General features: G+C 63.6%; 21 protein-coding genes. 9 read left to right on the plus strand and 12 right to left on the minus strand.

Annotation, left to right across the window (positions count from 1 at the left end; genetic code table 11):
- Positions 1-5 precede the first annotated feature (5 nt).
- Positions 6-890, minus strand: coding sequence for a dihydrodipicolinate synthase family protein (locus AB7532_RS32720; protein ID WP_441238778.1), 885 nt, complete (start codon positions 888-890; stop codon positions 6-8).
- A gap of 178 nt (positions 891-1,068) precedes the next feature.
- On the opposite strand from AB7532_RS32720, the gene AB7532_RS32725 reads away from it, so the two are divergent.
- Positions 1,069-2,481: an FAD-binding oxidoreductase gene (locus AB7532_RS32725; protein ID WP_441238779.1), complete on the plus strand. Its 1,413-nt coding sequence runs from the start codon at positions 1,069-1,071 to the stop codon at positions 2,479-2,481.
- 8 nt (positions 2,482-2,489) lie between these two features.
- The gene (locus tag AB7532_RS32730) at positions 2,490-3,173 is read left to right on the plus strand and encodes a GntR family transcriptional regulator (protein WP_441238780.1); all 684 of its coding nucleotides are present in this window, start codon (positions 2,490-2,492) and stop codon (positions 3,171-3,173) included.
- Here AB7532_RS32730 and AB7532_RS32735 read toward each other — a convergent pair.
- The 3 genes from AB7532_RS32735 to AB7532_RS32745 form a co-directional block, all read right to left on the minus strand.
- Positions 3,170-3,334, minus strand: coding sequence for a hypothetical protein (locus AB7532_RS32735; RefSeq protein WP_441238781.1), 165 nt, complete (start codon positions 3,332-3,334; stop codon positions 3,170-3,172). The genes AB7532_RS32730 and AB7532_RS32735 overlap by 4 nt on opposite strands.
- 143 nt (positions 3,335-3,477) lie before the next feature.
- Complete coding sequence (locus tag AB7532_RS32740) at positions 3,478-4,416, minus strand: DMT family transporter (RefSeq protein ID WP_441238782.1); 939 nt, start codon at positions 4,414-4,416, stop codon at positions 3,478-3,480.
- Positions 4,397-4,687, minus strand: a complete 291-nt coding sequence (locus AB7532_RS32745) for a hypothetical protein (protein ID WP_441238783.1) — start codon at positions 4,685-4,687, stop codon at positions 4,397-4,399. Before AB7532_RS32745 ends, AB7532_RS32740 begins: the two co-directional genes overlap by 20 nt.
- Before the next feature lie 136 nt (positions 4,688-4,823).
- Between AB7532_RS32745 and AB7532_RS32750 the strand changes: the two genes are divergently transcribed.
- Positions 4,824-5,690 (plus strand): 3-keto-5-aminohexanoate cleavage protein, encoded by an 867-nt coding sequence (locus tag AB7532_RS32750; RefSeq protein WP_441238784.1) that lies wholly within the window; start codon positions 4,824-4,826, stop codon positions 5,688-5,690.
- 82 nt (positions 5,691-5,772) lie between these two features.
- Complete coding sequence (locus tag AB7532_RS32755) at positions 5,773-7,794, plus strand: YgiQ family radical SAM protein (RefSeq protein ID WP_441239404.1); 2,022 nt, start codon at positions 5,773-5,775, stop codon at positions 7,792-7,794.
- Between the two features lie 18 nt (positions 7,795-7,812).
- Here AB7532_RS32755 and AB7532_RS32760 read toward each other — a convergent pair whose 3' ends face one another.
- A complete protein-coding gene (locus AB7532_RS32760; RefSeq protein WP_441238785.1) occupies positions 7,813-8,106 on the minus strand; it encodes a DUF718 domain-containing protein in 294 nt (97 codons plus the stop codon).
- A 559-nt stretch (positions 8,107-8,665) separates the two neighbouring features.
- Here AB7532_RS32760 and AB7532_RS32765 point away from each other — a divergent pair.
- Together AB7532_RS32765 and AB7532_RS32770 are read left to right on the plus strand one after the other, a co-directional pair.
- Complete coding sequence (locus tag AB7532_RS32765) at positions 8,666-9,124, plus strand: Rrf2 family transcriptional regulator (protein WP_441238786.1); 459 nt, start codon at positions 8,666-8,668, stop codon at positions 9,122-9,124.
- Positions 9,124-9,828: a class I SAM-dependent methyltransferase gene (locus tag AB7532_RS32770; RefSeq protein ID WP_441238787.1), complete on the plus strand. Its 705-nt coding sequence runs from the start codon at positions 9,124-9,126 to the stop codon at positions 9,826-9,828. Before AB7532_RS32765 ends, AB7532_RS32770 begins: the two co-directional genes overlap by 1 nt.
- A gap of 9 nt (positions 9,829-9,837) precedes the next feature.
- On the opposite strand, the gene styB is transcribed toward AB7532_RS32770, so the two are convergent.
- Together styB and styA are read right to left on the minus strand one after the other, a co-directional pair.
- Positions 9,838-10,341: a styrene monooxygenase NADH-dependent flavin reductase subunit StyB gene (styB, locus tag AB7532_RS32775; protein WP_441238788.1), complete on the minus strand. Its 504-nt coding sequence runs from the start codon at positions 10,339-10,341 to the stop codon at positions 9,838-9,840.
- Between the two features lie 6 nt (positions 10,342-10,347).
- Positions 10,348-11,598 carry a styrene monooxygenase subunit StyA gene (styA, locus tag AB7532_RS32780; protein WP_441238789.1) on the minus strand — a complete coding sequence of 417 codons (1,251 nt, stop codon included), beginning with the start codon at positions 11,596-11,598 and terminating at the stop codon, positions 10,348-10,350.
- 119 nt (positions 11,599-11,717) lie between these two features.
- Here styA and AB7532_RS32785 point away from each other — a divergent pair, with 119 nt between their 5' ends.
- A complete protein-coding gene (locus tag AB7532_RS32785; RefSeq protein WP_441238790.1) occupies positions 11,718-12,647 on the plus strand; it encodes a LysR substrate-binding domain-containing protein in 930 nt (309 codons plus the stop codon).
- A 30-nt stretch (positions 12,648-12,677) separates the two neighbouring features.
- Complete coding sequence (locus AB7532_RS32790; RefSeq protein ID WP_441238791.1) at positions 12,678-13,700, plus strand: LLM class flavin-dependent oxidoreductase; 1,023 nt, start codon at positions 12,678-12,680, stop codon at positions 13,698-13,700.
- A 96-nt stretch (positions 13,701-13,796) separates the two neighbouring features.
- On the opposite strand, the gene AB7532_RS32795 is transcribed toward AB7532_RS32790, so the two are convergent.
- Positions 13,797-15,539, minus strand: a complete 1,743-nt coding sequence (locus AB7532_RS32795) for a hypothetical protein (protein ID WP_441238792.1) — start codon at positions 15,537-15,539, stop codon at positions 13,797-13,799.
- On the opposite strand from AB7532_RS32795, the gene AB7532_RS32800 reads away from it, so the two are divergent.
- Positions 15,432-18,470, plus strand: a complete 3,039-nt coding sequence (locus tag AB7532_RS32800; protein ID WP_441238793.1) for a hypothetical protein — start codon at positions 15,432-15,434, stop codon at positions 18,468-18,470. The two genes, AB7532_RS32795 and AB7532_RS32800, sit on opposite strands and share 108 nt — an antisense overlap.
- A 38-nt stretch (positions 18,471-18,508) precedes the next feature.
- Here AB7532_RS32800 and AB7532_RS32805 read toward each other — a convergent pair whose 3' ends face one another.
- The 4 genes from AB7532_RS32805 to AB7532_RS32820 form a co-directional block, all read right to left on the minus strand.
- Positions 18,509-20,071, minus strand: a complete 1,563-nt coding sequence (locus AB7532_RS32805) for a hypothetical protein (RefSeq protein ID WP_441238794.1) — start codon at positions 20,069-20,071, stop codon at positions 18,509-18,511.
- Between the two features lie 72 nt (positions 20,072-20,143).
- Positions 20,144-21,283 carry a glycoside hydrolase family 5 protein gene (locus AB7532_RS32810; RefSeq protein WP_441238795.1) on the minus strand — a complete coding sequence of 380 codons (1,140 nt, stop codon included), beginning with the start codon at positions 21,281-21,283 and terminating at the stop codon, positions 20,144-20,146.
- Between the two features lie 2 nt (positions 21,284-21,285).
- A complete protein-coding gene (locus AB7532_RS32815) occupies positions 21,286-23,439 on the minus strand; it encodes a GumC family protein (RefSeq protein ID WP_441238796.1) in 2,154 nt (717 codons plus the stop codon).
- A 199-nt stretch (positions 23,440-23,638) separates the two neighbouring features.
- On the minus strand, positions 23,639-24,673 hold the full coding sequence (locus AB7532_RS32820; RefSeq protein ID WP_441238797.1) for a tripartite tricarboxylate transporter substrate binding protein: 1,035 nt from the start codon (positions 24,671-24,673) through the stop codon (positions 23,639-23,641).
- Positions 24,674-24,690: the final 17 nt, after the last annotated feature.

Here is a 24,690-nt window from a genome sequence, read left to right on the forward strand (position 1 = left end):
GCATCTCACGCGATGGCGGGAGTGATCAGCTCGTCGATCTTTCGCTTGAGTGCCGCACCATCAGACGAGGCGCGGAACGGCGGACGCACGCGCAGCCAGCCGGCATCGCCCGTCTGTGCCGCGAGGATCGCCTTCAATGTCGCCAGGAACGACGGCGTGTTCAGCACGATGTCGACTGCGGCCTGCATGCGCGCTTCGACGTCCTTGCCGTCGACCATGCCCTTGACCAGCTCCGGCACGACGTTGGCCATGCCGCAGATGGTGCCGGCGCCGCCGGCCGCAATCGCGCGGGTGATGTCGACTTCGTTACCGACGGTGATGGCGAGGTCGGGCGCAGCGGCCCGGAACGCCTGAAACTGCTTGAAGTCGCCGCTGGAGTCCTTCAGGCCCGCGACCACCTTGCCGTAGCGCTTGCGCAAGTTCGCGGCGACGCCGGTCGGGATCGCGACGCCGGAGACCTGCGGGATGTGATAGAGATAGGCCCGCAGGCGATCGTCGGCGACGCCGTCGAAAATCGCAGCAAATGCATCCTCGATGCCTTCGGGCGTGACGCCGCGGTCGAAGTAAGGCGGCAGGTACAATACATGGCGCAGGCCGAGACCGAGCACCGCGCGCGTCAGCGCAATGCTCTCGGTGATCGCGGGAAAGCCGCCGCCGATGCCGATGCGGTCCGCTGCAATGCCGGCCTTGAGCATGGCCTCGATGGTCGCGACGCGTTCGCTGACATTGAACGAGGTGCCCTCGCCGGTGGTGCCGAACAGCACGACGCCATCCACGCCCTTGCCGAACAGCTGGTTGGCGTGAGCGGCGAGCTTGGCGGAATCCACGCTGCCGTCCGTCGCCAGAGGTGTTACTGATGCCACCCAGAACCCGCGAATTGCCTCGGTCATCACACTGCCCTTCGTTGCGAGCCCGGACCAAGCCTCTGATCTTCAACGATCTTGGGGCGATTCCGAGTCATTGTTTTTGCTTTACTTTCTATCTTGTACCTTACATACAAGATAGACGCAATTCCTTTCCCCCGCCCCGGCGCGCATGACCCGCAGCCGAATTTAGAGGAGGTCTCGCATGAACATGGTGACCCCCGTGAAGCGTCCCGACCAGGTGTTCGGCGCCCTGCGCGACAAGCTTGGCGCGGCCGCCGTGCTTGTCGGCACCGACGTGCCCGCGCGCAATGGCAACGACTGGAGCGCGAGCCTGCCGCAGACGCCGCTCGCGGTGATCCGTCCGGCCGACGCGCAAGGCGTCGCGGACGCGATTCTCACCTGCCGGCAGGCGCATCTGCCGTTCGTGCCGCAGGGCGGATTGACCGGGCTGTGCCGCGGCGCCTCGCCCGAAGCGGGTTGGGTCGCGATCTCGCTCGAGCGCATGACCGGCATCGAGGAGATCGATCCTGCTTCGATGACGATGACGGTGAAAGCCGGCACGCCGCTGGAGACGATCCAGAAGGCCGCCGACGAAGCCGGCTTTTTCTTTCCGCTCGACCTCGGCTCGCGCGGCTCCTGCGCCATCGGCGGCAATCTCTCCACCAATGCCGGCGGCAACCGCGTGATCCGCTACGGCATGACCCGCGAGCTGGTGCTCGGTCTCGAAGTCGTGCTGCCCGACGGCACCATCATCACCAGCCTCAACAAGCTGATGAAGAACAACGCCGGCTATGATCTCAAGCATCTCTTCATCGGCTCCGAAGGCACGCTCGGCATCATCACCCGCGTGGTGCTGAAGCTGTTTCCGAAGCCGCGCTCGACCATGGCCGCGCTCTGCGCGCTCACGGATTATGCGGCGGTGATCGACCTGCTCGGTGCGGCGCGCAGCGGACTCGCCCCCCTGCTGTCGGCTTTCGAGGTGATGTGGCCGGACTATTGGGACGTGATCACCACGCGCGCCGGCGTAAAGCCGCCGGTCGCGGCGGGCCACGGTCTTTATGTGCTGGTGGAAGCACAAGGCACCGACGAGAGTGTCGACGCACCACGTTTCCAGGCCTGGCTCGAAGAGCTGATGGAGCGCGGGCTGCTGGCCGATGCCGCCGTGGCGCAATCGCTGGCGCAGACGCAAAGCTTCTGGCGCGTGCGCGACATCTGCGCCGAGTTCGGCCAAGTCCTGGGGCCGCACATCTCCTACGACATCGGCCTTGCCGTGGCGCGGATGGACGAATTCGTCACGCGCTGCAAGGCGGCCCTGGCTTCCGGCATCAAGGGATGCGAGAGCGTCTATTACGGCCATATCGGTGACGGCAATCTGCATCTCGTCTCCTGGGTCACCGGCCTCACCGTCGAGCAGCAACCGAAGGAGGAGATGGACGCGATCATCTATGGTCTGGTCCGCGAGCTGGGCGGCAGCGTCTCCGCCGAGCACGGCATCGGCACGCTGAAGAAAAAATGGCTGGGCCATGCCCGAAGCGAAGCCGAGATCGCGCTGATGCGGACGCTGAAGGCCGCGCTCGATCCCGATCAGTTGCTCAATCCCGGCAAGGTGATCTGAGAGCCCATATGCGATCGCTCAAGCTCGACACGCCGAAATCGCTGTCGCAGCGAGTGATGCAGCGGCTGCGCCATGGAATCATCGACGGCGAGTTCGCCCTTGGCGCCGCCATCTCCGAGGAGATGGTGGCAAACTCCTTCGGTGTCAGCCGCACCCCGGTGCGCGAAGCAATGGGCCAGTTGCAGGCGCAGGGCCTCGTGGTCATCCGGCCGCAGGTCGGCAGTTTCGTGTTCACGCCGAGCGCGGAGGACATCAACGCGCTCTGCACCTTCCGCATCGCGCTCGAGCCCAAGGCCGCCGAGCTTGCCTTCCGCCACGATCGCGACGGTGCCGTCGCGACGATGAGCGAGGCGATTGCGGCGATGGAGCCGGCGGTCGCGGCCAGGGACAACATCGCCTATGGACGAGCGGACGCCGCCTTTCACGAAGGCCTGTTCGCGCATTGCGGCAACCGCTATTTGATCGAAGCCTACCAGCTCGTTTCGGGGCGCGTCGCAGCGCTCCGCACCAATCTGACCTCGCCGATCGACGTCCGCACCCGCTCGTCGTTCGACGAACATCGCAAGCTGCTCGATTTTTTCGCGCGCGGCGATTTCGCGGCCTTCGAGGCGGCGATGACGACGCACATCACCAATTCGGGCTTGGTCTACGCCAAAGCCTTGAAGGTAGAGGCGTTGAAGGTCGACGGCTAGCGCGCGCCTTTCGATCCCGGCCTGTCCAGGAAATCCAGCGCGGTGTTGATCTGTTCGAGCTGGTGCTCGAGTTTGTCGCGGTCCTCGACCGATGGCGCCTTCTCGAGCTGTTCGACGAGCTTCTGCTTCCGCAACAGCAGGTTCTCTATGACTGTACTCACCGCTCCCCCATCGCCCGAGGCGAATATCGAGGCATTTCAGCTTCGGGGCATGAGCGCGCGGGAACCGGGCTCGCCGTAATCCCCTGATCAGAATGTTCGCAGGCGCGGATGGTTCCTGCGATGATCCACGACGGCCGGCGGAACTAGCGCCGCAGGCTGGCCCAGACGCCCCCAAGGATCAGCAAGCCGCCAAGAAGATGGATCAGCTTCGGCGGTTCGCCGAGAATCGCAAATGACAGCAGTGCGCTTGCGATCGGTCCGATGTAGAGCACGAGCGAGGTCCGCACCGAGCCGAACTTGCCGCCGAGCCAGGCAAAGCCTGCATAGGCGAGCAGGCCCGGAACGATCCCGGCAAAGACATAGGCCGAGAGCGCCTTGGTGCTGAAAACCTGCGCCGGCATGGTCCACATCTCCCAGGCCGCAAGCGGCAGCGAGAAGACTGCGCCGGCGGCCGAGAACAGGCTCATGCGCGCGAGCAGCGACGCCTCCGGCGCCGCGCGCGATTGCAGCAGCGTATAGCCGGACCAGCCGAGCATCGCGATCACGACGAGGCCGTCGCCTGACGCGGTCTGCAACTCGAACAGCGTCGCCGGATGACCGCCGGAGATGATGAGCAGCGCGCCCGATAGCGCGAGCGCCGTGCCGAGCCATTGCAGCGGGCCGACATGCTCGATACCGAGCGCCGCAGAGATCATCAGAACGGTGATCGGCGACAGCGCCATGATCAGCGCGATATGGATCGCCGTCGTCGACACGCCTGCGGCGTAGACCGGACCGCCGCACAGAAACATGCCCATGAAGCCGGCGGCGAGGATCGGCCAGATGTTCTTGCCCAGCGGCACGCGGCCGGCCCGGATCTCGGCAAACGCGATCGGCGCGAGGCCGATGGCGACGATGCTCCAGCGAAAGAAGGCGAGCGCGAAGGATGGGACCGAGCCCGCAAGCCCCCGCGCCAGAATCTGATTGGACGCCTGCGCGGTCGCCACCAGGATGAAGCCGATCAGCGCGATCGCGCCGAGCCAGGCGGTGACGGACGATGCTGCGCCGGCGTCATCACCACGGTCAGAAATTTCCTTGCCCATGGAGCAATCGGATATCCGATATCGGCCGCGGTGAGAACCCGGAAGACGGATCGCTGGTGTGCATATGCGGGACGCGCATCGTTCCGGGAGGCGAGGCGATGCTCGCCAAAAGCACCGGCACGACCGGCGTGCGGGTGATCGAGACCGAGAACACCGCCAGCAGCGTGCAGACCATGCAGAGCCTCATCTGCACCGTCCTGCGATCCGAGATCGGCAGAAACAGGAAGAACAACATGGCCAGGATCAGCAGCGCGTCGAGCAGGAAAAACATGGGTATCTCCCTTGAAACTGCGGGAGAGGATGACGCGGCGCTGCCTGCCCGTATGTGGACGGTGTCACACACCTGACGCGCTGACCTCGCACGGGAGGCGTGATACGGTCCGCCAAAACACATGAGGGAGGCCCGCATGCAGAATGTTTGGATCGAGGCGGCATTGAACGGCCCATGGAGCCGCGCGCTGCAGCCTGGCATCCCCGATACGATCGAAGCGATCGTCGCCGAGGGCATCGCCTGCGCGCAGGCCGGGGCTGCGATCATTCACACCCACGCCTATAATGGCGGCGGGCCGCAGACGTTCGACTGGCAGGTCTATGCGCGCATCATCGAAGGCATCCGCGCCAAGGTCGACGTGCCCGTCTATCCCTCCATTCCCGGCCTCGATGCGCGCGGCAATGTTGCCGACCCCCGGGCGCGCTTTGCCCATATCGAGGCCCTGGCCGAACGCGGCCTGCTCGAATTCGCCGTGGTCGATCCCGGCAGCGTCAACTTCACGCTGACCGCAACCAAGGCGGAAGCAAAACCCGCGGAGACCTATCTCAATCCGGAGACCCACATCCGGCACGGACTGAGCGTGGCCGCGCGTCACGGCATCCATCCCGCCTTCGCGATCTACGAGCCGGGCTTCATCCGCGCGGGCGCGGCGCTGGCGCGCGCAAGCGGCGTGAAGACGCCGGTCTACCGCTTCATGTTCTCGCAACAGTTTGCGTTCTGCTTTCCGCCGAAGCCTTACGGCCTGACGGCATTGGTCACGCTGATGGAGGAAGAAGCGGCTGGCGCGCCATGGATGGTCTCCGGCCTCGGCGTCGACATCACGCCGCTGATCCCCGATGCGGTTGCGCGCGGCGGCCATATCCGCGTCGGGCTCGAAGATGCGCTGCTGGGCTCCACAGTGACCAATCTCCACCTGGTCGAGGACGCCGTACGGATGGTGCGGCAGCATGGCGGCGAGCCGGCGACGACCGCCGAGGTCCGGCAGGCGCTGGCAAAGGGTTAACGCGCCCGAACGGCTACGGAACCGCAATTCTTCACGTGCCCGTCGGTTGTATTCGCAGCCCCGGAGTCCTATGCGTATGCGCATGGACACCCAGATCATCGCCGCCGAAAAGCCCCTGATGGCCCAGGCACGCCCGCGCAAGCCGGCGCCGTTCCTTCCCATGAGCCGCGCCGAGATGGACGCGCTCGGGTGGGATGCCTGCGACATCGTGCTGGTGACGGGCGATGCCTATGTCGACCATCCGAGCTTCGGCATGGCGATCATCGGCCGCCTACTCGAAGCGCAAGGTTTCCGGGTCGGCATCATCTCGCAGCCCGACTGGCATTCGGCCGATCCGTTCAAGGTGCTCGGCAAGCCAAAAGTGTTCTTCGGCGTCACCGGCGGCAACATGGATTCCATGGTGAACCGCTACACCGCCGACCGCCGCATCCGCAGCGACGATGCCTACACGGCCGGTGGCGAAGGCGGCAAGCGGCCGGACCGCTGCACCGTCGTCTATGCCCAGCGCTGCCGCGAGGCATTCAAGGATGTGCCGATCGTGCTCGGCGGCATCGAGGCCTCGCTGCGCCGGATCGCGCATTACGATTACTGGTCCGACAAGGTGCGCCGCTCGGTGCTGGCCGACGCCAAGGCCGACCTCCTGCTCTACGGCAATGCCGAGCGCGCCGTGGTCGAAGTGGCCAACCGCCTCGCCGGCGGCGAAGCGCCGCGTGAGCTGAACGACATCCGGGGCGTCGCGCTGTTCCGCCGCGTGCCTGAGGACTATGCCGAGCTGCACGCCGATGATCTCGACTCCGCCGACGAGGGCGCGACGCGCCAGAAGGGCGCGACCGTGATCCGGCTGCCGGCGCTGGAGCAGGTCGAGCAGGACAAGGAAGCCTATGCGCGCGCCTCGCGCGTGCTGCATCGTGAGAGCAATCCCGGCAATGCGCGGCCGCTGGTGCAGCGTCACGGCGACCGCGACCTCTGGCTCAACCCGCCGCCGATCCCGCTGACCAGCGACGAGATGGACGCGGTCTACGATCTGCCTTACGCGCGCGCGCCGCATCCGTCCTATGGCGAGGCCAAGATCCCCGCCTGGGACATGATCAAGTTCTCGGTGACGATCATGCGCGGCTGCTTCGGCGGCTGCACCTTCTGCTCGATCACCGAGCATGAGGGCCGCATCATCCAGAACCGTTCGGAGGGCTCGATCCTGCGCGAGATCGAGAAGATCCGCGACAAGACGCCGGGCTTCACCGGCGTGATCTCCGACATCGGCGGCCCCACCGCCAACATGTACCGGATGGCGTGCAAGGACACGAAGGTCGAAGCGGCGTGCCGGCGGCCGTCCTGCGTCTTCCCGGAGATCTGCCCGAACCTCAACACCTCGCATGATGATCTGATCCGGCTCTATCGCAAGGTGCGCGAGACCAAGGGCATCAAGAAGGTGATGGTCGCCTCGGGCGTGCGCTACGACCTCGCGGTCGAGAGCCCCGAATACATCAAGGAGCTCGTCACCCATCACGTCGGCGGCTACCTCAAGATCGCGCCCGAGCATACGGAGCGCGGGCCCCTCGACAAGATGATGAAGCCCGGCATCGGCGCCTACAACACGTTCAAGCGGATGTTCGATGCCGCGGCCGAACAGGCCGGCAAGAAATACTATCTGATCCCGTATTTCATCGCGGCGCATCCGGGCACGACCGACGAGGACATGATGAACCTCGCGCTCTGGCTCAAGAAGAACCGCTACCGCGCCGATCAGGTGCAGACCTTCCTGCCCTCGCCGATGGCGACGGCAACGGCGATGTACCACACCGGCGTCAATCCGCTGCGCGGCGTGCGGCGCGGCGGCAGCGACAAGGTCGAGGCGATCAAGGGGCTCCGCCAGCGCCGCTTGCACAAGGCGTTTTTGCGTTACCACGATCCCGACAATTGGCCGGTGCTGCGCGAGGCCCTGATCGAGATGGGCCGCCGCGACCTGATCGGCTCGCAGCCGCATCAGCTCGTCCCGTCGCACCAGCCCCCCGGCACTGGCAAGGCCGCCGGCACCAAGCGCCCGCTCCGCCCCGGCGGCAAGACGCAGAAGTTCACGACCAAAAACCTGCGGGTGATGAAGTAGCGGGCGACTACCCGCCTGCTAGAGGTCGAGCACCACCTCACCCGACACGGCATCCGTCAAGCCGCGCCCATTGCCCTGGTCTTCGAGCACGGACCTGAAACTGTCGAGCGTCTTGATCATCGCGGAGCGTGCCGCGACCAGCGCGTCCTGACTGGACCACGTGCCGATCAGGCAGAAGGTCTGCTCGCCGGTCTTGAGAATGATGCCATGTTCGAGGCCCGGCCATTTGGCCTTGCCGTTGCGGTGCGCATCGAGGAAGGCGGCTTCCTCACCCGGCTTCACCTTGAATTTCACGACGTTATAAACCTGCATGATGCGCCTCCTGAAAATGGATTGATGAAAGCGAGCGCAGTTCAGGGCCTCGACGAAATGTCCAATCGACCCTCCGGCCAATTGTTGTCCTCGCGCGCGACGCCGTCACCGTGACAAATCATCATCGCGACCGGGAAACGACGGCAGACACAGCGCGTCCAAAACAAAATGTCGAAAACAACCCCATGCACAGTAGACGGCATGAGCGGAATCAATGGGTTAGACGCTTAGCCCAGAGGTAAGGCGGAGACATTGTTCCGTCGGGCAAGAAGCCGTTGCTCCGTCGGGCAAAACAGGAGCATGATGTCACCGTCGGCCGCGTGCCATAACGCGGACCAAACAGCTATTCCCTATCGATATCCTCGAGCTTCACACCGCGCCCCGCGCGCAGGCTAGTCCGCGCCCGTTCTCGGCTTCGCGGAGATAGTTGGGAGAGATCATCCTTGATCTCGGAGAGCGGCGCTTCTTCCACTCCGGATTTCCGGAACTATCCGATTTGGCCATCATCACAACGCCAAAACTGGTTGACTTCAGCATCATTTGCAACATATGAAGTTACATGAAGCGAGACAGCCGCCTGTCCGGCGTGCTCCACGTGCTGTTGCACATGGCGCAGCAACCGGGCCCGTTCACGTCAGAGACAATGGCGAAGGCCATGGACACCAATCCGGTGGTGATCCGGCGCGTCATGGCGGGGCTGCGGGAGCTCGGCTATGTCCGCTCCGAGAAGGGACACGGCGGCGGCTGGACGCTGGCTTGTGACCTTTCGAAGGTGACGCTGCGCGACATCTACATCGCGCTCGGCAGTCCTTCGCTTCTCGCCATGGGCAACCGGACGGAGGCGCCGGGCTGTCTCGTCGAGCAGACCGTCAATGCCGCACTCGACCGGACTTTTGACGATGCAGAGGCCCTGCTGCTGGCGCGTTTTGGCGAGGTGACGCTGGCGATGCTCGTCGACGATCTGCGCAAGCGCCTCGGCTCCCGAAAGCATCAAGGCATGTGCGCGCATCACACGTGATGACTTCGGCAGGACGACAGATGATCGATTTTCGAAGCGCATTCGCCGATCCGCAAATGGTGGCGACATACACGGACGGACCGCCGCGGTTCGTTCCCGGCTACAATTCCATGCTGTCGATGGCGGCGATCCTGCTGGCCGAACGTGCGCGTGAAGATGCGCGCATCCTCGTCCTCGGCGCCGGCGGCGGCCTGGAATTGAAAGCGTTTGCGACGGCGCAGCCGCGCTGGACTTTTGACGGCGTGGACCCGTCCGCGGCGATGCTCGATCTTGCCAAACAAACCCTGGGACCGGCCGCATCCCACGCGCGTCTTCACCAAGGCTATATCGAGGACGCACCGGAAGGCCCGTTCGATGGCGCGACGTGCCTGCTCACCCTGCACTTCGTCGATGTCGAGGAACGGCGGCGCATGGCGTCCGAAATCCACCGCCGCCTCAAGCCCGGCGCGCCCTTTGTGGCGGCTCATTTCAGCATCCCCGATGGCGACGATGAGCGGCCGCTTTGGCTGTCGCGATATTCCGCCTTTCTCGCCGCATCCGGTGTCGAGCCCGACAAGGCGGCTGCGGCTCGAAAAGCGGTGGACGGGCAGTTGAGCATTCTCGCGCCAGAGCGCGACGAGATGATCTTGCGCGATGCCGGCTTCTCCAAGCCGACGCTGTTCTACACGGGCTTCACGTTCCGTGGCTGGGTGGCTTACGCCTGAGGCGCGCCCTTACCGATCGACCGGCGCCCCCGGCCCGAGGTGATACCGGCTCGAAAAAAACACCAGCGGCGTGGTGTCGCGATAGTCGCAGCTCGAGACTTCGGCGATGATCAGCGTGTGGTCACTGACATCGATTTGGCGCGTCACCTCGCAGGCGAACCAGGCTATGCAGCCCTGGAGGCGCGGCAGGCCGTCCACAATGTCGTAGTCCGGCGCGGCACCATTGTTCGGCTGGCTGGCAAAATGCCGCGACAGGTCGCGGCCGTGATCCGGCAGGACATTGACGCAATAGCGGCCGGTCGCCGAGATCGCGCGGTGCATGCGGCCCGGCATGACCGAGACCAGCACGGTCGGCGGCGACAGGCTGACGGTGACAAAGCTGTTCGCGGTCATGCCGCAGACGCGGCCGTGCTCGTCGAGCGCGGTGAGCACGGCGACGCCGGTCGCGAAGCGCGAGGCAGCTTCGCGGAACGACGCGGGATTTGCGCGCGGCATGTCAGTCTGCGCTCGCATCGATGCTCACGCGATCGCCCTGATGGGCTCTGATGGTGCCGACATGCGTTCAATCCAGGCCTGGATGCGCTGCGGCGTGGAGATGCGGTCCCACTGCCGGTCGGGATAATTGAAATTCTCGGTGAACTCGTTCGCCAGCGCCGGATTCTGGCTCATCGCGCCGATCAGCATGCCCAAGGCTTCCGTCGGCGGTTGCAGCATCACATTGGTCCAGCGTGACGCCGCCAGCACACGGTCCTGCCGCTTCAGATCGATTGTCTCGCACAAGCGCGCATCGAGCGCTTCCGCGTTGACGATCTCCTCGCCGATCACGAAGGCCGCATAGGAGGCGACATTGGCGCCCTGGCCCATCATGGGGTCGACGATCGCATGGACGTCGCCGAGCGCGATGGCGCATTTGCCGTCGTCGAATTCGACCACCGTGTTGCGCACGGTCGGAACCACGCCGCCTTGCAGCAGGTCCTGCGGCTGCGCCAGATCGAAGCGCGCGGTATCGATGCGGTCGTAGGTGGCTGGGTGGTGCTTCTCCAGCTTGCCGAGCAGCACCTTCAGAAAGTGCTTCGGGTTGTCGTCATAGCTGAGCGTCGCTAGTTCCTCCATGTCGCCGCCCGGCACGTTCTCCATCAGCAGTGCGTTGGCGATGCCGCCGAAGGTGATGGTCGGGATCACGATCATTTCGCCGTGGCCTGGAGACACCGAGAGCGTGACGTTCATGGGATCGGGCTGCCGCACGCCGGTGTAGAGGCCGACGCAAAGGCGCCGCTGCGGCTGCTGATAGGGCGAGTGCTCCGGACGGTAGGTGAAGAGCTGTCCGAGCGGGCCCTTGCCGGTCGAGACGACCAGAAGATCGAAGCGCGCGACCAGCGGACGGATGTCGCGCTCCTCGATGCGGCGATATTCGATTCTACCGCCGCGCGTCATGAAGTCCTGCATCAGTGCGGGGAGATAGATCCGGTAGTCGACGGCGCGGCTTGGTTTCGAGAAGTCGCCGCGAAAGCTCAGCGGCTGCGGAAAATTGAAGAAATGGTCGTGGTAGTAATAATGATCCTTCGGATCGGTCCAGTGATTGACGCCGAGATAGTCCTCGCGCGCGATCGTCACGTGATGATGCGCGACGGTGTTGAGCAGCCGGATGTCGCGATACTCCTCAGGCGGACGGTCAGTGATGACAGTGGCGTCCACGCCATGCTTCTGCAGGTAAAGCGCGAGATGCAGGCCGGCGATTCCGGCGCCGACAATTCCGATGTGGCGTGCCAATTTCGTCTCTCCCCTGTTTCCTTGCCCTGTGACTGCTTGTTTTGGGGGAGCTTATCGGCCTGCCGTGTTGCGCACCACGGAATAAATGGGATATAATTTATTCCGAATTGGAATGAATTATGGACCGGATCGATTGCCTGCGCGCTTTCGTTCGCACCCTTGAGGGCGGCAGTTTCTCGGCTGCGGCCAAGGAGCTCGGCATCGGCCAGCCCGCCATCAGCAAGCGCATCGCCATGTTGGAGAGCGAATTCGGCACGCAGCTGTTCTTGCGCACGACACGTACGCTGAAGCCGACCGCCGAGGCGCACCGCATCTACGATCTCGCGCGGCAGATCCTCGACAGCTTTGACATGGCACGGTCGAGCGTCGAACAGACCGCGCCCCGCCCCAGCGGCACGCTGCGGATCGGCGTTCCGTCGTCGTTCGGGCGGCGCTACATGATGCCGGTCATCGCCGAGTACGTTCGGAATTATCCGGAGGTGCGGGTCGACATCCGCTTCAGCGAGCGGTTCGTCAATCTGGTGGAAGAAGGCATCGAACTGGCGCTGCGGATTGGACATCTGGAGGCGAGCACGCTGGTCGCTCGCCGGCTCGGCACCGTGCAGCGCTATCTGGTCGCGACGCCCACCTATCTGCACGGTCGCCCGATGCCGCGAACGCCGGACGATCTCGGCTCACACCAGTGCATCGTCTATTCCAGGATGTCGCCGGCACAGCAATGGGCTTTTGAATCCGAGCACGGCCGTCACGTTGCATCCATCAACGGCCCCATTCACGTCGACGATGCCGATGCGATGCAGGAGGCAACGATGCAGCATCTCGGCATCGCCATCCTGCCCGAATGGAATGCCGCGGACGGTCTCCGCAGCGGCGAGCTCGAGCATGTGCTTCCGGACTACACCATTGCCGCATTGCCCCTGCATGCGGTCTATCCGGAGACGCACTGGATGTCGCTCCGCGCACGGAGCTTTCTGGATCTGCTGATCGAACGGGCCGGGTATTTTGCGCCGGCCCCCTCGCATAGCCCCGCCGCCCGCGCCGGCGGTTGACGCCGGCCCTGCCATCATTAAATGACGCCCATGAAAAAGATCGGATTCCTGTCCTTCGGACACTGGACACCCTCGCCGCAATCGCAGACCCGCTCGGCGGGCGATACGCTCCTGCAATCGATCGAGCTTGCGGTCGCGGCGGAGCAGCTAGGGGCGGACGGCGCCTATTTCCGCGTGCATCATTTTGCGCGCCAGCTCGCCTCGCCCTTCCCGCTGCTCGCCGCCGTCGGCGCCAGGACCAGCACGATCGAGATCGGCACGGCCGTGATCGACATGCGCTACGAGAACCCGCTCTATATGGTCGAGGACGCAGGCTCCGCCGACCTCATCGCCGGCGGCCGGCTTCAGCTCGGCATCAGCCGCGGCTCGCCCGAGCAGGTGATCGATGGCTGGCGCTATTTTGGTTATCACCCGGCCGAGGGCCAGAGCGACGCCGACATGGGTCGCCGCCACGCCGAAGTCTTCCTCGACCTCCTGCGCGGCGAAGGCTTTGCCGAACCCAACCCGCAGCCGATGTTTCCCAACCCGCCCGGGTTGTTGCGCATCGAGCCGCATGCCGCAGGCTTGCGTGACCGGATCTGGTGGGGCGCCGGCTCGAACGCGACGGCGGTATGGGCGGCAAAGATCGGCATGAATTTGCAGAGTTCGACGCTCAAGAACGACGAGACCGGCGAAGCTTTCCATGTGCAGCAGGCCGCGCAAATTCGCGCCTACCGCGCCGCCTGGAAGGAGGCCGGCCACAGCCGCGAGCCCCGCGTCTCCGTCAGCCGCAGCATCTTCGCGCTGATGAACGATCGCGACCGCGCCTATTTCGGCGGCGAGCGCGGCGGCGAAGACCAGATCGGCTTCATCGATCGCCGCACGCGCGCGATCTTCGGGCGGAGCTATGCGGCCGAGCCGGAGGCCCTGATCGCGCAGCTCAAGCAGGACGAGGCAATTGCGGAGGCGGATACGTTGCTGCTGACGATCCCGAACCAGCTGGGCGTGGATTACTGCGTGCATGCGATCGAGGCGATCCTGAAGCATGTGGCGCCGGCGATGGGGTGGCGGTGAGGGCGGGCGATGATACTCACATTTGGCGCCGTGCCGCGAAACTGCACTTGAGAAGAAAACGCCCAATCCAGAACCGTTCATTTGGCGGCGTCAACTTCAGGGCTGGTCCACCGCCTCGATCGCTTGATGGAAAAACGTCTTGTAAGTTGGAGTCTTGCCATAGAATGGTGCCGGTCCCAGCTGCATTTCCTCGCCGCCCGACAATGAAAGCCTGTGACCGTAGCGCGTATCGTTCAATCCGGCATAGAGTGCTCCGAGGAGTTTGCTCGAGTCGTTTCCGACAGATTTCAGAACGCGGTCCAGAAGCCGACGCTCCGCACTTACGCCGTTGCTCCCACGCTTCAGGCCGGCATCTTCCTCCGGAAACAGGAATCGGCGGATCCGGAACGTGATGAACGGGTTGGCATCGAGACGGGGCGGCAAAGCATACACGGCACTATAGGCGGGATCCGATGGATACACGCGCGTGACCTGCTTTCCGGGCGGGAGCACGAACTGTCCATGCTTCCAACGCCCGACATAGTGAATCTGAATCTTCCTGCCCTGTAGTTCTGTCCACGCTTCGTCCCGAGCTTTTCTTTGCGCGGCAGTGCCCTGGTTTCCCGGCATGGGCTCGATGCAGATGACGCCCTTCAGTCGATCGAGTATCTCGGTAACCGCACAGGCTGACCACATGGAGACTCCAGCGTCGCTGTAACAGGACAGCACGAGCTTTCCAACGTTAACCCTGGTTCGCCGATCCTCACCGAACGTGTCACTGCAGCTTTCGAGCAGAGAAATCGCCGAAGAATAGAGCCTTGGGAGTTCTCGGCCAGTCGCCAGGCCGCTACCGACCCCGTAAGTCCGCTGCGGCATCATGAGCAACTGCCTGCGCGATCCCTCTGCCAAAGCTTTACCAAACCCCGCCGAACCGTTGAAATTGTTGAGTTCGAATTCCCCTGTCGTGTCGTCGAGAACGATGGCATCCACGTTGCGCATTTGCTCGGCCTCGGTCATCTCCCGCCCGTTTTTCGCATCGATAGGCGCGGCACGAATGGCCGCATCAATCGAGTCCTCGGGCGCGGGTGACGCCAGATAGTCCGTCAGTATCTCGCCGTCCGTCATCCAGCGGCCCGGCCCCGGCATCAGCTGCAGCTTGAGCGATTTTTTCCCGGACGCCCAGTCAGCGTCGAAGAAATATCGCTCGTTGCCTTGGTAAGGCTGAATCTCCGAATAGTCCGCCGGCGAAAAGAACACGTGCGGCATGACCGTGTCCTCGCGCTGCAGGCTCTTGGGGCAAAGCAGATACCAGATCATCGGCGTCTCGACGATGGATGCCAGGATCCGGAGCGTGACTCTCTTGTCTTGGTAACGATGAAGGGTCTTATAGTAGGCGCTGTTGCTTCGCGCAGCCAGCCAATAGCGCGTGACGTCGAGCATGGTGCAATCGATCAGCACCGTATTCGAGAAACCGTTGTAGGTGATGAGAGGATGCAGACCCGGAATTGGCGCGTGGGCGCTCGGAGCGCCAGGCAAGGCCGAAAGATCTGTCCGCTCCCAAGTTGCGGGTCGGAATTCCGCGGGACCGAGTATCATCATGTTCTGGCGGACATGCAGGCACGGAAATGCCTGCGGTCCGGAACCTGAGCGAACCGGCGTCATCACGAGCACGTCGATCGCAATTGGCCCTGTCACACCCGGCGGAAGCTGCAGCGTGTTGGAGATAGTTCGGCTCGTCAGGAGGGTGGTGGCTTGTCCATTCACGAACCCCGTCACGGTGACTGTGACGTCCTGGAGCAGGAAGTTCCCTTTCAGTTTTGCAGACGAAACAAACGACCAGAGTTCCACATTCAATTTCATTCACGGTTCCAGTCATACGTTCACGACATGCCGACAATACTAAAGCAATGCGAACGCGCCGAACAATTGACACTTCAACGGGCGTACCTGCAGAATGCAACGCATTGTGGAAGGCAAGGAATAAGCGTTGTGGGAATTGGTCGTCTGAAACTGGATTCGTACAAAGGTGTTCTTCCCTATTCCAGCGAGTTGTTCGGCGTCTATCAACCGATGATCGGATGGCGTGCAAGACGACCGCTGCAGTGGCTCGCCGAGCGCAACGAAGACATCACAATCATCGATCGGCTGACCGATTGCTTCGACGACGCATCGCGCGTCACCGTGAGCGATGCGGATTGCAAGGTCCACGCAAACGACCTGCAGATCGCGCCTTTCGCCGGGCCGAAGCTCCAGCCGCAAAAATCGGTCCTCCTGACGTCGCTCGCGCAGATACTGGCAAAGCTCGGCTACGAGACCAAACTGCCGAACGCCGACGTCTGGAAGGACCTGGCCGGCAAGGTCGAAACTGTCCTGCGGACCTCGGTTCTCCAGATCTATGACAAACGATCGACCGACTTCTGCGCCGGCGTCAATTCGAGCGCGCAGGCCAGGCGCGAAGGCTCGGCCGAACATTTGAAGCGCGAGCACGCCCTCGACATCGAGAAGGCCATCGCCTGGGAAGCGCAGGTTGGCGCCGCTGTCGTCAATCTCGTCAAGGTCGGACAATATGAGCTGGTGGAGAAGATCTTTTACACGAGCCCCAAATACGATGGCGAGGTCCTGTTCAAGACCATGCTGGGCCTCCTTGTTTCCCAGGACCCGCTCGAGCGTTTCGATCCCAAGGGAGACTTGCGCAATGTATCCGTCTCTCCCATCGGCGTCACGCATCTCTACCGACAGTTCTTCTTCGAGCTGGATACGTTCCTCGGTTCTCCCGTCGCCCATCTCTACGTTCCGCCGGGATCCACGTCGGAGATCACCGAAGTCAGCACACGGCGGACTCAGGTCGAAAAAACCGTCGAGCAAAGTACGGAGACCGTCCGCAAGGAGGAAAAGAGCGCCACCGACGAAGACGAGATCAGCGAGGCGGTCAAGCAGGAGAACAAGCAGGATATGAAGCTTGGCGTCTCCAGCACGGTCGAGCAGTCCTGGGGGACCGGCAATATCAGCGCAACCGCCAGCATCGATATGGACCGCAGCCAGACTGCGGCGCGCGATACGACCCACAAGCGGATGCGCCAGCAGAGCGCCAAGCTGTCGTCCGAAATCCGCGAAAACTACAAGACCACGTTCAAGATCACGACGGAAGACACCGACACCGTTAGCAAACGATACGTCATCTCGAATCCGAGCACCGAGATGATGAATTACGAGCTGCGCAGAAAGATGCGGCAGGTCGCGGTGCAGGTTCAGGACGTCGGCACTTATCTGTGCTGGGACTCGTTCGTCGACGAACCCGGCATCGACCTCGGCCTTTCGAATCTGGTCCACGTCGCGCGTCCGGCAGACCTGATACCTCGCCCGACGGATCTGACGCTGGCGGACCTGCTCCCGGTCGACATTCCGTTCACTGCGAATGGCGTGTGGGATTACAATACGCGCATGGGCAATCTCGGCGACCAATTCGTCAAGATCGGATCGGTTCCGGTGCCGCCCGGGCCCGACGGCTACGAGTTGTTCATACCCCCGCTGAACAAACCAACGGATCCGCATCTCTGGCTCTCGCAGATATCGGCCTCGGGCGACGGCTTTCACCAGGTCTGGGCCTACGCAGGCAAGTTCAACGGCGCCAATATCGATCTCGGCGTATGGACCAAACCGACCGGGATTGGATGGGACGAACGCGTCGACTTCGTGCTGCAGGGCTCCGTCAGATATCTGCCGAGCGCGGCCAAGAAGGCCGAAATCGAAGCCGCACGAAACGCGCGCACGATGGAACAAAAAGCGGTCGATGACGCGAATGCCCGCCTGACGGAGGAGGCTTTCTTCACCTCGGCGCGCGAGCGCATCGAGCAGGCCCACGCTGTTGCAAGCCGCAAGTACGAGGATTTGCGCGAAGAGGAGCGCATCGTCGTCTACCGTCGCCTGATCAGTTCATTGATGACCAAGGCGCGATATCAGGACGTCGAGCTTGCGGAAGGCGAGGTGGACAGCAGCCGCCATATCCTCTCGACGCTCATCAACACCATCTTCGACATCGACAAGATGCTGTACTTCGTCGCGCCGGAGTGGTGGAAGCCGCGCAATCATGCCCGGTTGGGCATCGGCTACAACGACCTCGCCATGGAGCATCCGGAAGCACTCGTGACCTGGGACGACGGGCGGCAACGCGACAGCAATTATCTCATTACCGACAAGTCGCTGCCTGCCGCCAAGGGGAGTTCGCTCGGCTGGCTGCTGCAGCTCGACGGAGATGATCTGCGCAACGCGTTTCTCAACGCCCCCTGGGTCAAGGCGGTGATCCCGGTTCGTCCGGGCCGGGAGAAGGCGGCGATCAACTGGCTCAAGAGCGTTGGGATCGAAGGAGCGAACGGCTTGGGCGACAGCTATGGCGGGGCTTCTGACGAAAAAACGAAGATCAGGGAAGCGCTTGGCCTGGCTTCCGATCATGACGTGACGGTGCAGGATGCGATCGACTATCTATGCAAGCTCGTCGAGGAGAAGCATGCGGAAGGCAACGAGGTCAAAACCTATCCTGACAGCGAGATCGACGACAGCAACAAGGTGCTGGCGACGCCGATCGAGAGAGTCTACGAGCACGGATTCTATCCGCTGCAAGGAGGCTTCCGCATCGACCCGTCCGAAGCCGGCGCTGATCCGAACAATCAGGACAAGAACTTCCAGATCTTCGACCAGTGGATCGAGATCCTGCCTACAGATCAGATTGTTCCGGTCGCGGTTCGTTACAATCCCATAACCGGCAGAATGATCGCACCGGAGGATCAATCGTGACCCGCGGCCGATAGCGCTGCGGGGTTGCCGGCGCGAGCTCAGGTCGCGGGTTGATAGCGCGCCAGTTGCTCGCGTTCCTCATCCCGCACCACCACCGTCTGCATCCTGATCTGGCTTCCGATCACCAGCCCCGTGAGCGAGAGCATCAGCCCGAGTGCCGGCGGCGCGAACAGGGCTTCTTCCTGGAACAGGCCGTTGAGCAGCACGACCATGACGCCGAAGCCGGCGAGGCCTTGCGTCAAGAATCCCGACGCTGCGTAGAGGCGCCAGGCCCTGAGCGCCATCGCGAAATAGAAGCCGAGCGGCACCAGGGCTGCGATGCCCATCTGGTAGATCAGCACGCCGATCGCGCTTTCGACGGCGCCGTCGATCGTTCCGGCCGCCTGCGCGGCGCTCCAGTCGATCGAGAAATAGGTATCCGACAAATTGCCGCCGATGCCGAGACCGCGGCCGAACGGCTTTTCGAAGAATCCGTTGATGCCGCCCATGAGGCCGATGACGTGATAGTCGCCGATCTGCAATCCGATATGGATCGCGACGACGGCGAAGATCATCAACGCCACGAGGCCGAGCAACAACGTCACCACTGCGCCGAGCAGGCGGGTCGACATCCAGGCCCCGAGCACGAAGATCACCGTGATCAGCGCGCCCTTCACGCTGCAGACGATCAGGAGCGGCAGCGCCATGAGGGCCAGGAACGGGCGGCCCACCGAAAACAGGAAAAGGCTGAAGAACGCGATGCCGTAGCCGAAGCTGATCGCGCTCATGTTCGGCCCGTGGATGCGCAGGATCTTCGACAGGCCGAAGCCTTCGAGCAGCGGCGTGTTGAGGAAGTCGAAGCTGAAGCGATCCTTGAGATCGACCGGGACGTTGCCGGTGGCGCGCATCTCGGCTTCCCAGACGCCCGAATGGGTCGCCTTGAGCTCGTCAAAACCCCAGAACGTGTAGCCGTTTGTGATGGCCAGCCAGAAATCGCGGAAGGCGAACTCGACATAGCCGCAGATGACGAGGATGACCGCCATCGTCACCAGGAACGGTGTGGCGCGGACCTCATAGGTCGCGGCCGTCAGCAGCGAGAGCTGGAACAGGAATAGCGGCAGCACGATGTTGCGCAAATACACCGAGGCCGCCTGTCCGTTCTGGACGAAGCCGATCGCGAAATACAGCGCGACCACGGCGAGGGTCACGACGCCCCAGCGCATGATCTGGTTCACCTCGGCCGACCGGTTCCTCTGGCCGAACACGTAGAGGCCGAAATTCGTCAGCCACATCACGGAGCAGACGAGGAAATTGTAGCCCTTGATGAAATCCAGATCGGCCGGGACGGAGATCAACGGCGACAGGATCGAGACGAACAGGTTCTGGAAGAACAGGACGAAGATCGCAACGGCCGGCGCATAGGTCGGCACCGCGACAACGATGGCGATGGCAACGAGAACGACGACGGTCAGGGACAGGACCGGGCTCGCCACGTGCAGGACCGGAACGAAGCCGATCGTCGCTATGGCGATCAGAAGCGTCGGGATCAGCTCACGCAGAGGCGACGGCTCGGGATTGCCGGCCTGCACGGTCTGATATCGCGGTGAGGACCCGCCGCTCATAAGTCGTCCTTTGGCGCAGCGATCACGATAGCGGCGGGATGGGTAAGGATTCCTTAACGATGGCGAAGCCGATCAGCGCTTGCCCGGCTTGGCCAACAGCGCCCGCATCACATCGGGATCGGGTCTGCCCGTGCTGCTGTCGACGAGGCCGAATCCCTGTTGCAGCTCCCAATGCGCCCAGCCCCAGCAATGCGCCCGCGCGTACGCGGTCACAGCCGCCAGCCAGCGCACCCGGCTATCCCGGGGCGCACCGGCCTTCAACACGCCGAACTCGTTGACGATGATCGGCCGGGCAAACTGCTGCTGCCATGCGACCGCGGGTTCCAGCCAGCGATCGACATCAGGCTTGTCTTTGGCGAGCGCAATCGCGGTGTCGAGCATGGCGAGCGCCTTCGTCGCGCCCCGCATCTGCAAATCCTGGCGAAGCGCCTGAACCTTGGGATCGCTCGCGCTGATCGGGTAAGGCAAATCGGTGATGTCGTGCAGCGGATCCTGCGCATCCCAATGGCCTTGATGGGTGAACACCATGGGGTCATAGAAATGGATGGCGTAGACGACGTTTTGATCCGTCAGCGGGCGGAACCGCGGCAGCGAATCTGCGCGCTGCCAGTTGACCGGACCGACGATGATCGTCGTGGCTGGAAGCAATTGGCGGACGAAGGCAGCGAGCGTTCCGGCCTCCTTCTGCCACCGGTCGGCATCGATGTCGGGCTCGTTGAGCAGCTCGGCGAAAACGCGGTCGGCGGGAAATGATCGCATGATTTGCGCAAGTGCGCTCCAGGCATCCTCCATCTCGCGTAGCGACGCGTCGCCATCGTCCTTGTGCAGGCGATTGAAGCGGTCACCGGGATGAAGATCGACGGAGACGGAGTAGCCGAGCGCCATGAGTTGCTTCAGCGCCTTGTCGAGGGCGCGCAGGGTGTCGTCGCGGTCCGCCTTCGAGGTGAAACGAAGCATCACGCGTTCCGCGGGCACCGGCAACCGCACGTGACTCATGCCCGCCTTGCGGAGCTGTTGGAGCAGCTCACGTGCCGGCGGTGCAGATTTCTCGCCGTTGATCCAGCCGTCGGCATTGAAACCACGCGAGAGTGCGGCGAGCCTGTCCGGGGCGACCGTCTGCGGTACGGGCACACAAGGCTCGGCTGAAGCCGGCAGCGCGGAGATCGAGAACAGGATCGCGGCAAGGAGCAGACGACGGCATGGCGTCGTCATCGTCAAACCGCCTGGCTGAGTGCGCCGCCGTCGGGATGAGGCGCCGCTGAACCCGCGGGCGCGTGATTGACGACGAGACCGGTCGGAAGGGTGTTGTATCGCGACAGCGCCGCGGTCACCCTCCGCATCGCCGCCGAACCGAGCTCGCCGGCGCGCACCACCGGAATGATCAGGTCCGCATGCGCGGCCAGCGCAATGGCGTCGGGCTGAAGCGCGAGATTGCTCGCATGGACGATGATGAGGTCGAACTCCGAGCGAATATCGTCCTCGGGCCGCGCATCGGCGCGTCTGCCGGCGCTCAGCAGCTCGACGATCGACTGAAGTCCGGCCGTGGTCGAGCCGTCCTGCCATTCGGTCACCGGCGGCTGGGCGCCCGCGAATTCCGGCTGGAGCCGGATCAGCACGCTCATCATGCCGCGATGGACGGCCGCACGATTCAGCGAGCGCGCAACGGTGTTACCGCCGGCGCTCTTGCCGACCGACAACACGAGCGCGACCCTGCAGCCGCGCACCGGCGCGCGATCGATCCGTTCGAGCAGCGGACGCAGATAAGCGCCGAGATCGATCTCGGCCGTCGGAACGATCGGCCGTTGCCAGACGGTGTTGGAAGCGGCTACCGACGCCAGTTCGGGAATGCGGGCCCAGACCGGGAGGTTCGGCATCGTCTCGGGCGGGGGCGCGGCAGGCGCCGGAGGCTGGACTTGCCGGCTTGGCGTGACCTCCGCCTTTGCGCGCGCGGGCGCCTTGGCAGGAACCTCAACAGGATCGGACCTGTCGGACACGCTTCCGATCGCCGCAACCGCGGCGGTCGAGGTCAGCAGCGAGCCGATCGCGAGCGCTGCGAGCAGCAAAGCGAGCGGCGGACGGGTCGAGCGCAGCGGCGGAATCGCGGGCGAGACGATCTTGGTCTGCGAGCTCTGTAGCTGACGCTGCTCGCTGGTCGTCTTGAAACGCGACAGAAACTGCTCGTAGATGTTCTTGTTGGCGTCGGCGTCGCGCTGCAGCTCCTGGAGCTTCACCAGCGCCTGGCCGTCGACCAGCATCTGCGTCTCGACAGTTTTGAGCTGCTTTTCCAGCGCGCTCTGCTGCTCGAGCTGGGACTCGTATTCGGACTTCGCGGTGTCGATGTTCTTCTTGCGCTCGACCTCGATCTGCCTGTTGAGATCGGCGAGCTGGCTGTAGGAGATCGCGAGATCAGGATGGCGGTCGCCGTAGACCGCCTTCTTCTGCGCAATCTGGTCGTTCAGGGTCGAGCGCTGCGCGCGCAGCATGCTCAGCAGATCCTGCTTCACCGGGCCTTCGACATTGGCCTTGAGATCGCGCTGCACCTGCTCGTAGCGCGCCTTGGCTTCCTCGGTGCGAAGGCGCGCGGCCGAGACCTGCTGGTTGATGTCGGTCACCCGCAATTGCTGGGTGGTGGAATCCTTGCCGGCATTGAGGATCTTGTGCTCGAGGCGGAAGGCCGCAACGGCGTCCTCAGACGCGCGCAGCCGCTCGTTCAACGCCTTCAACCGGTCCTTGAGCCAGTCGGCCGCCTCGTCGGTGGCGTCGGTGCGGACGCGGCCCTGGCTCGCGACGAACGCCTCGGCGATGGCGTTGGCGTAGTACGCCGACCGCTCCGCACTGTTCGATGTGAAGGAGATGGCGATGACGTAAGTGAGCCCGCGGCGCGAGATGTCGAGACGGCTGCGAAATTTCTCCAGCAGCCGCGTCATGTCAGTGTGACCGCCCGCAATGTCGTCGTCCTCGGCGATCTTGAGCTTTTCAATCAGGGGCCGGAGAAAGCCGTCCGATTTGGCGATCTCGATCTGGCTCTGAAGGGCTGCGGCATCCTGGCCGATGCCCGGCAGCACGTCCTGGTCCGAGGTGACGCGCAATTCGCGCGGATCGACCACGACCAGCGCCGTCGCGGCATAGCGCACGGGGAGAACCATGAGCACGAGAAGGCCGAGGGCGAATAGCGCGAGCGCCAGCGTCAAAATGCGCCGACCGTTTTCGCGCAAGAAAGAAAGTGCACCGGAGACGGTCAGCGATCCCTTGATCAGCGCCGGCGCAGCGCTGTCCGGCTTCGCCGCCACAGCCCGCGGCGCTTCCCACGAAGCCGCAGGCTCCGTCGGGGCGATGCGTCGCGGAGATGCGCGTCTAACGAACGCCATAGGGTTGGACTCGAAATCAACTGACAGGCACCGCTTGGATGCTTGCTACACCGTAAATATCCATGGTTAACCGGCGGTTACGGCTGGAGTACGAGACGCGGTAAACAGTTTGTTAAGGAGACGACGGGTGACGCCGCACGCTCGTGCCGTCGCGCTCTTCAGTCGTGCATCTCTTTCCGGCCTCGGGGTCGAAATCGACTTACTGCACCTCGATATTCGCGTCCTTGACCAGCTTGCGCCAGCGGTCCTCCTCCTGCCCGACATAGCGATCGAGCGCCTCCGGTGAGCCCCCGACCATGATGAGACCTTCGTTGGCCTCGAGTTGCTTGAAACCACCGGACTGAACGGCCTTCGCGACCGCCTGATTGAGGCGGGCAATGACGGGAGCAGGTGTCTTGGCTGGCGCGTACAATCCGTACCAGGACTCGGCGGCGTAGCCGGGCACCCCTGCCTCCGCGACGGTCGGCAATTGCGGGAACGCGGCCGAACGCTCGGCGGATGTGACTGCCAGCGCGCGGAGCTGGCCCGCGGCCACCAGCGAGGCCGCGCTTGCCACGGTGGTGAACATCACGTCGATCTGCCCGCCCAGGAGATCGCTGATCGCAGGCGCCGCGCCCTTGTAGGGCACCGCCGTCATCTTGACCTTTGCCATCGCATTGAACAGCTCGCCCGCGAGATGGGCCGAGGTGCCGGTGCCGAACGTGCCGAAATTGAGCTTGCCCGGATTGGCCTTGGCTTCCGCGATCAGATCGGCGATCGAGTTGATCTTCGACGCCGGGTTGACGACGACGATATTGAACGACCGCGCGATCAGCGAGACCGCCGCAAAATCCTTGTGCGGATCGAACGGCAGCTTGTTGTACAGGCTCGGGTTGACCGCGTGGGCGAAGGTCGCCATCAGCAGCGAATAGCCGTCGGGATCGCTGGTGGCCACGGTCTGGGTTCCGATGATGGTCCCGGCGCCCGGCTTGTTCTCGATGATGACGGGTTTGCCGAGGTCCCCCTGGATGTCCTGCGCTGTCGTTCGCGCGATGATGTCGGTGCCGCCGCCGGCCGCGAAGGGCACCACGATCTTGACGATCTTTTCCGGATACTCGGCGCGCGCCGGCGCGATTCCCAGCCCTGCGGCGACTGGCGCGAGGGCACAGGCGAGGATGGCAAGGTTCAGCCTGCGCCTCACGGCGAAACCTTTTCCGCGCGCGTTGTTGTGATTGATGATTTCGCCAATGGCCATCTGGAGCTCCATCCGAT

The organism is Bradyrhizobium sp. 930_D9_N1_4 (assembly GCF_052076015.1).
Lineage (GTDB): Bacteria > Pseudomonadota > Alphaproteobacteria > Rhizobiales > Xanthobacteraceae > Bradyrhizobium.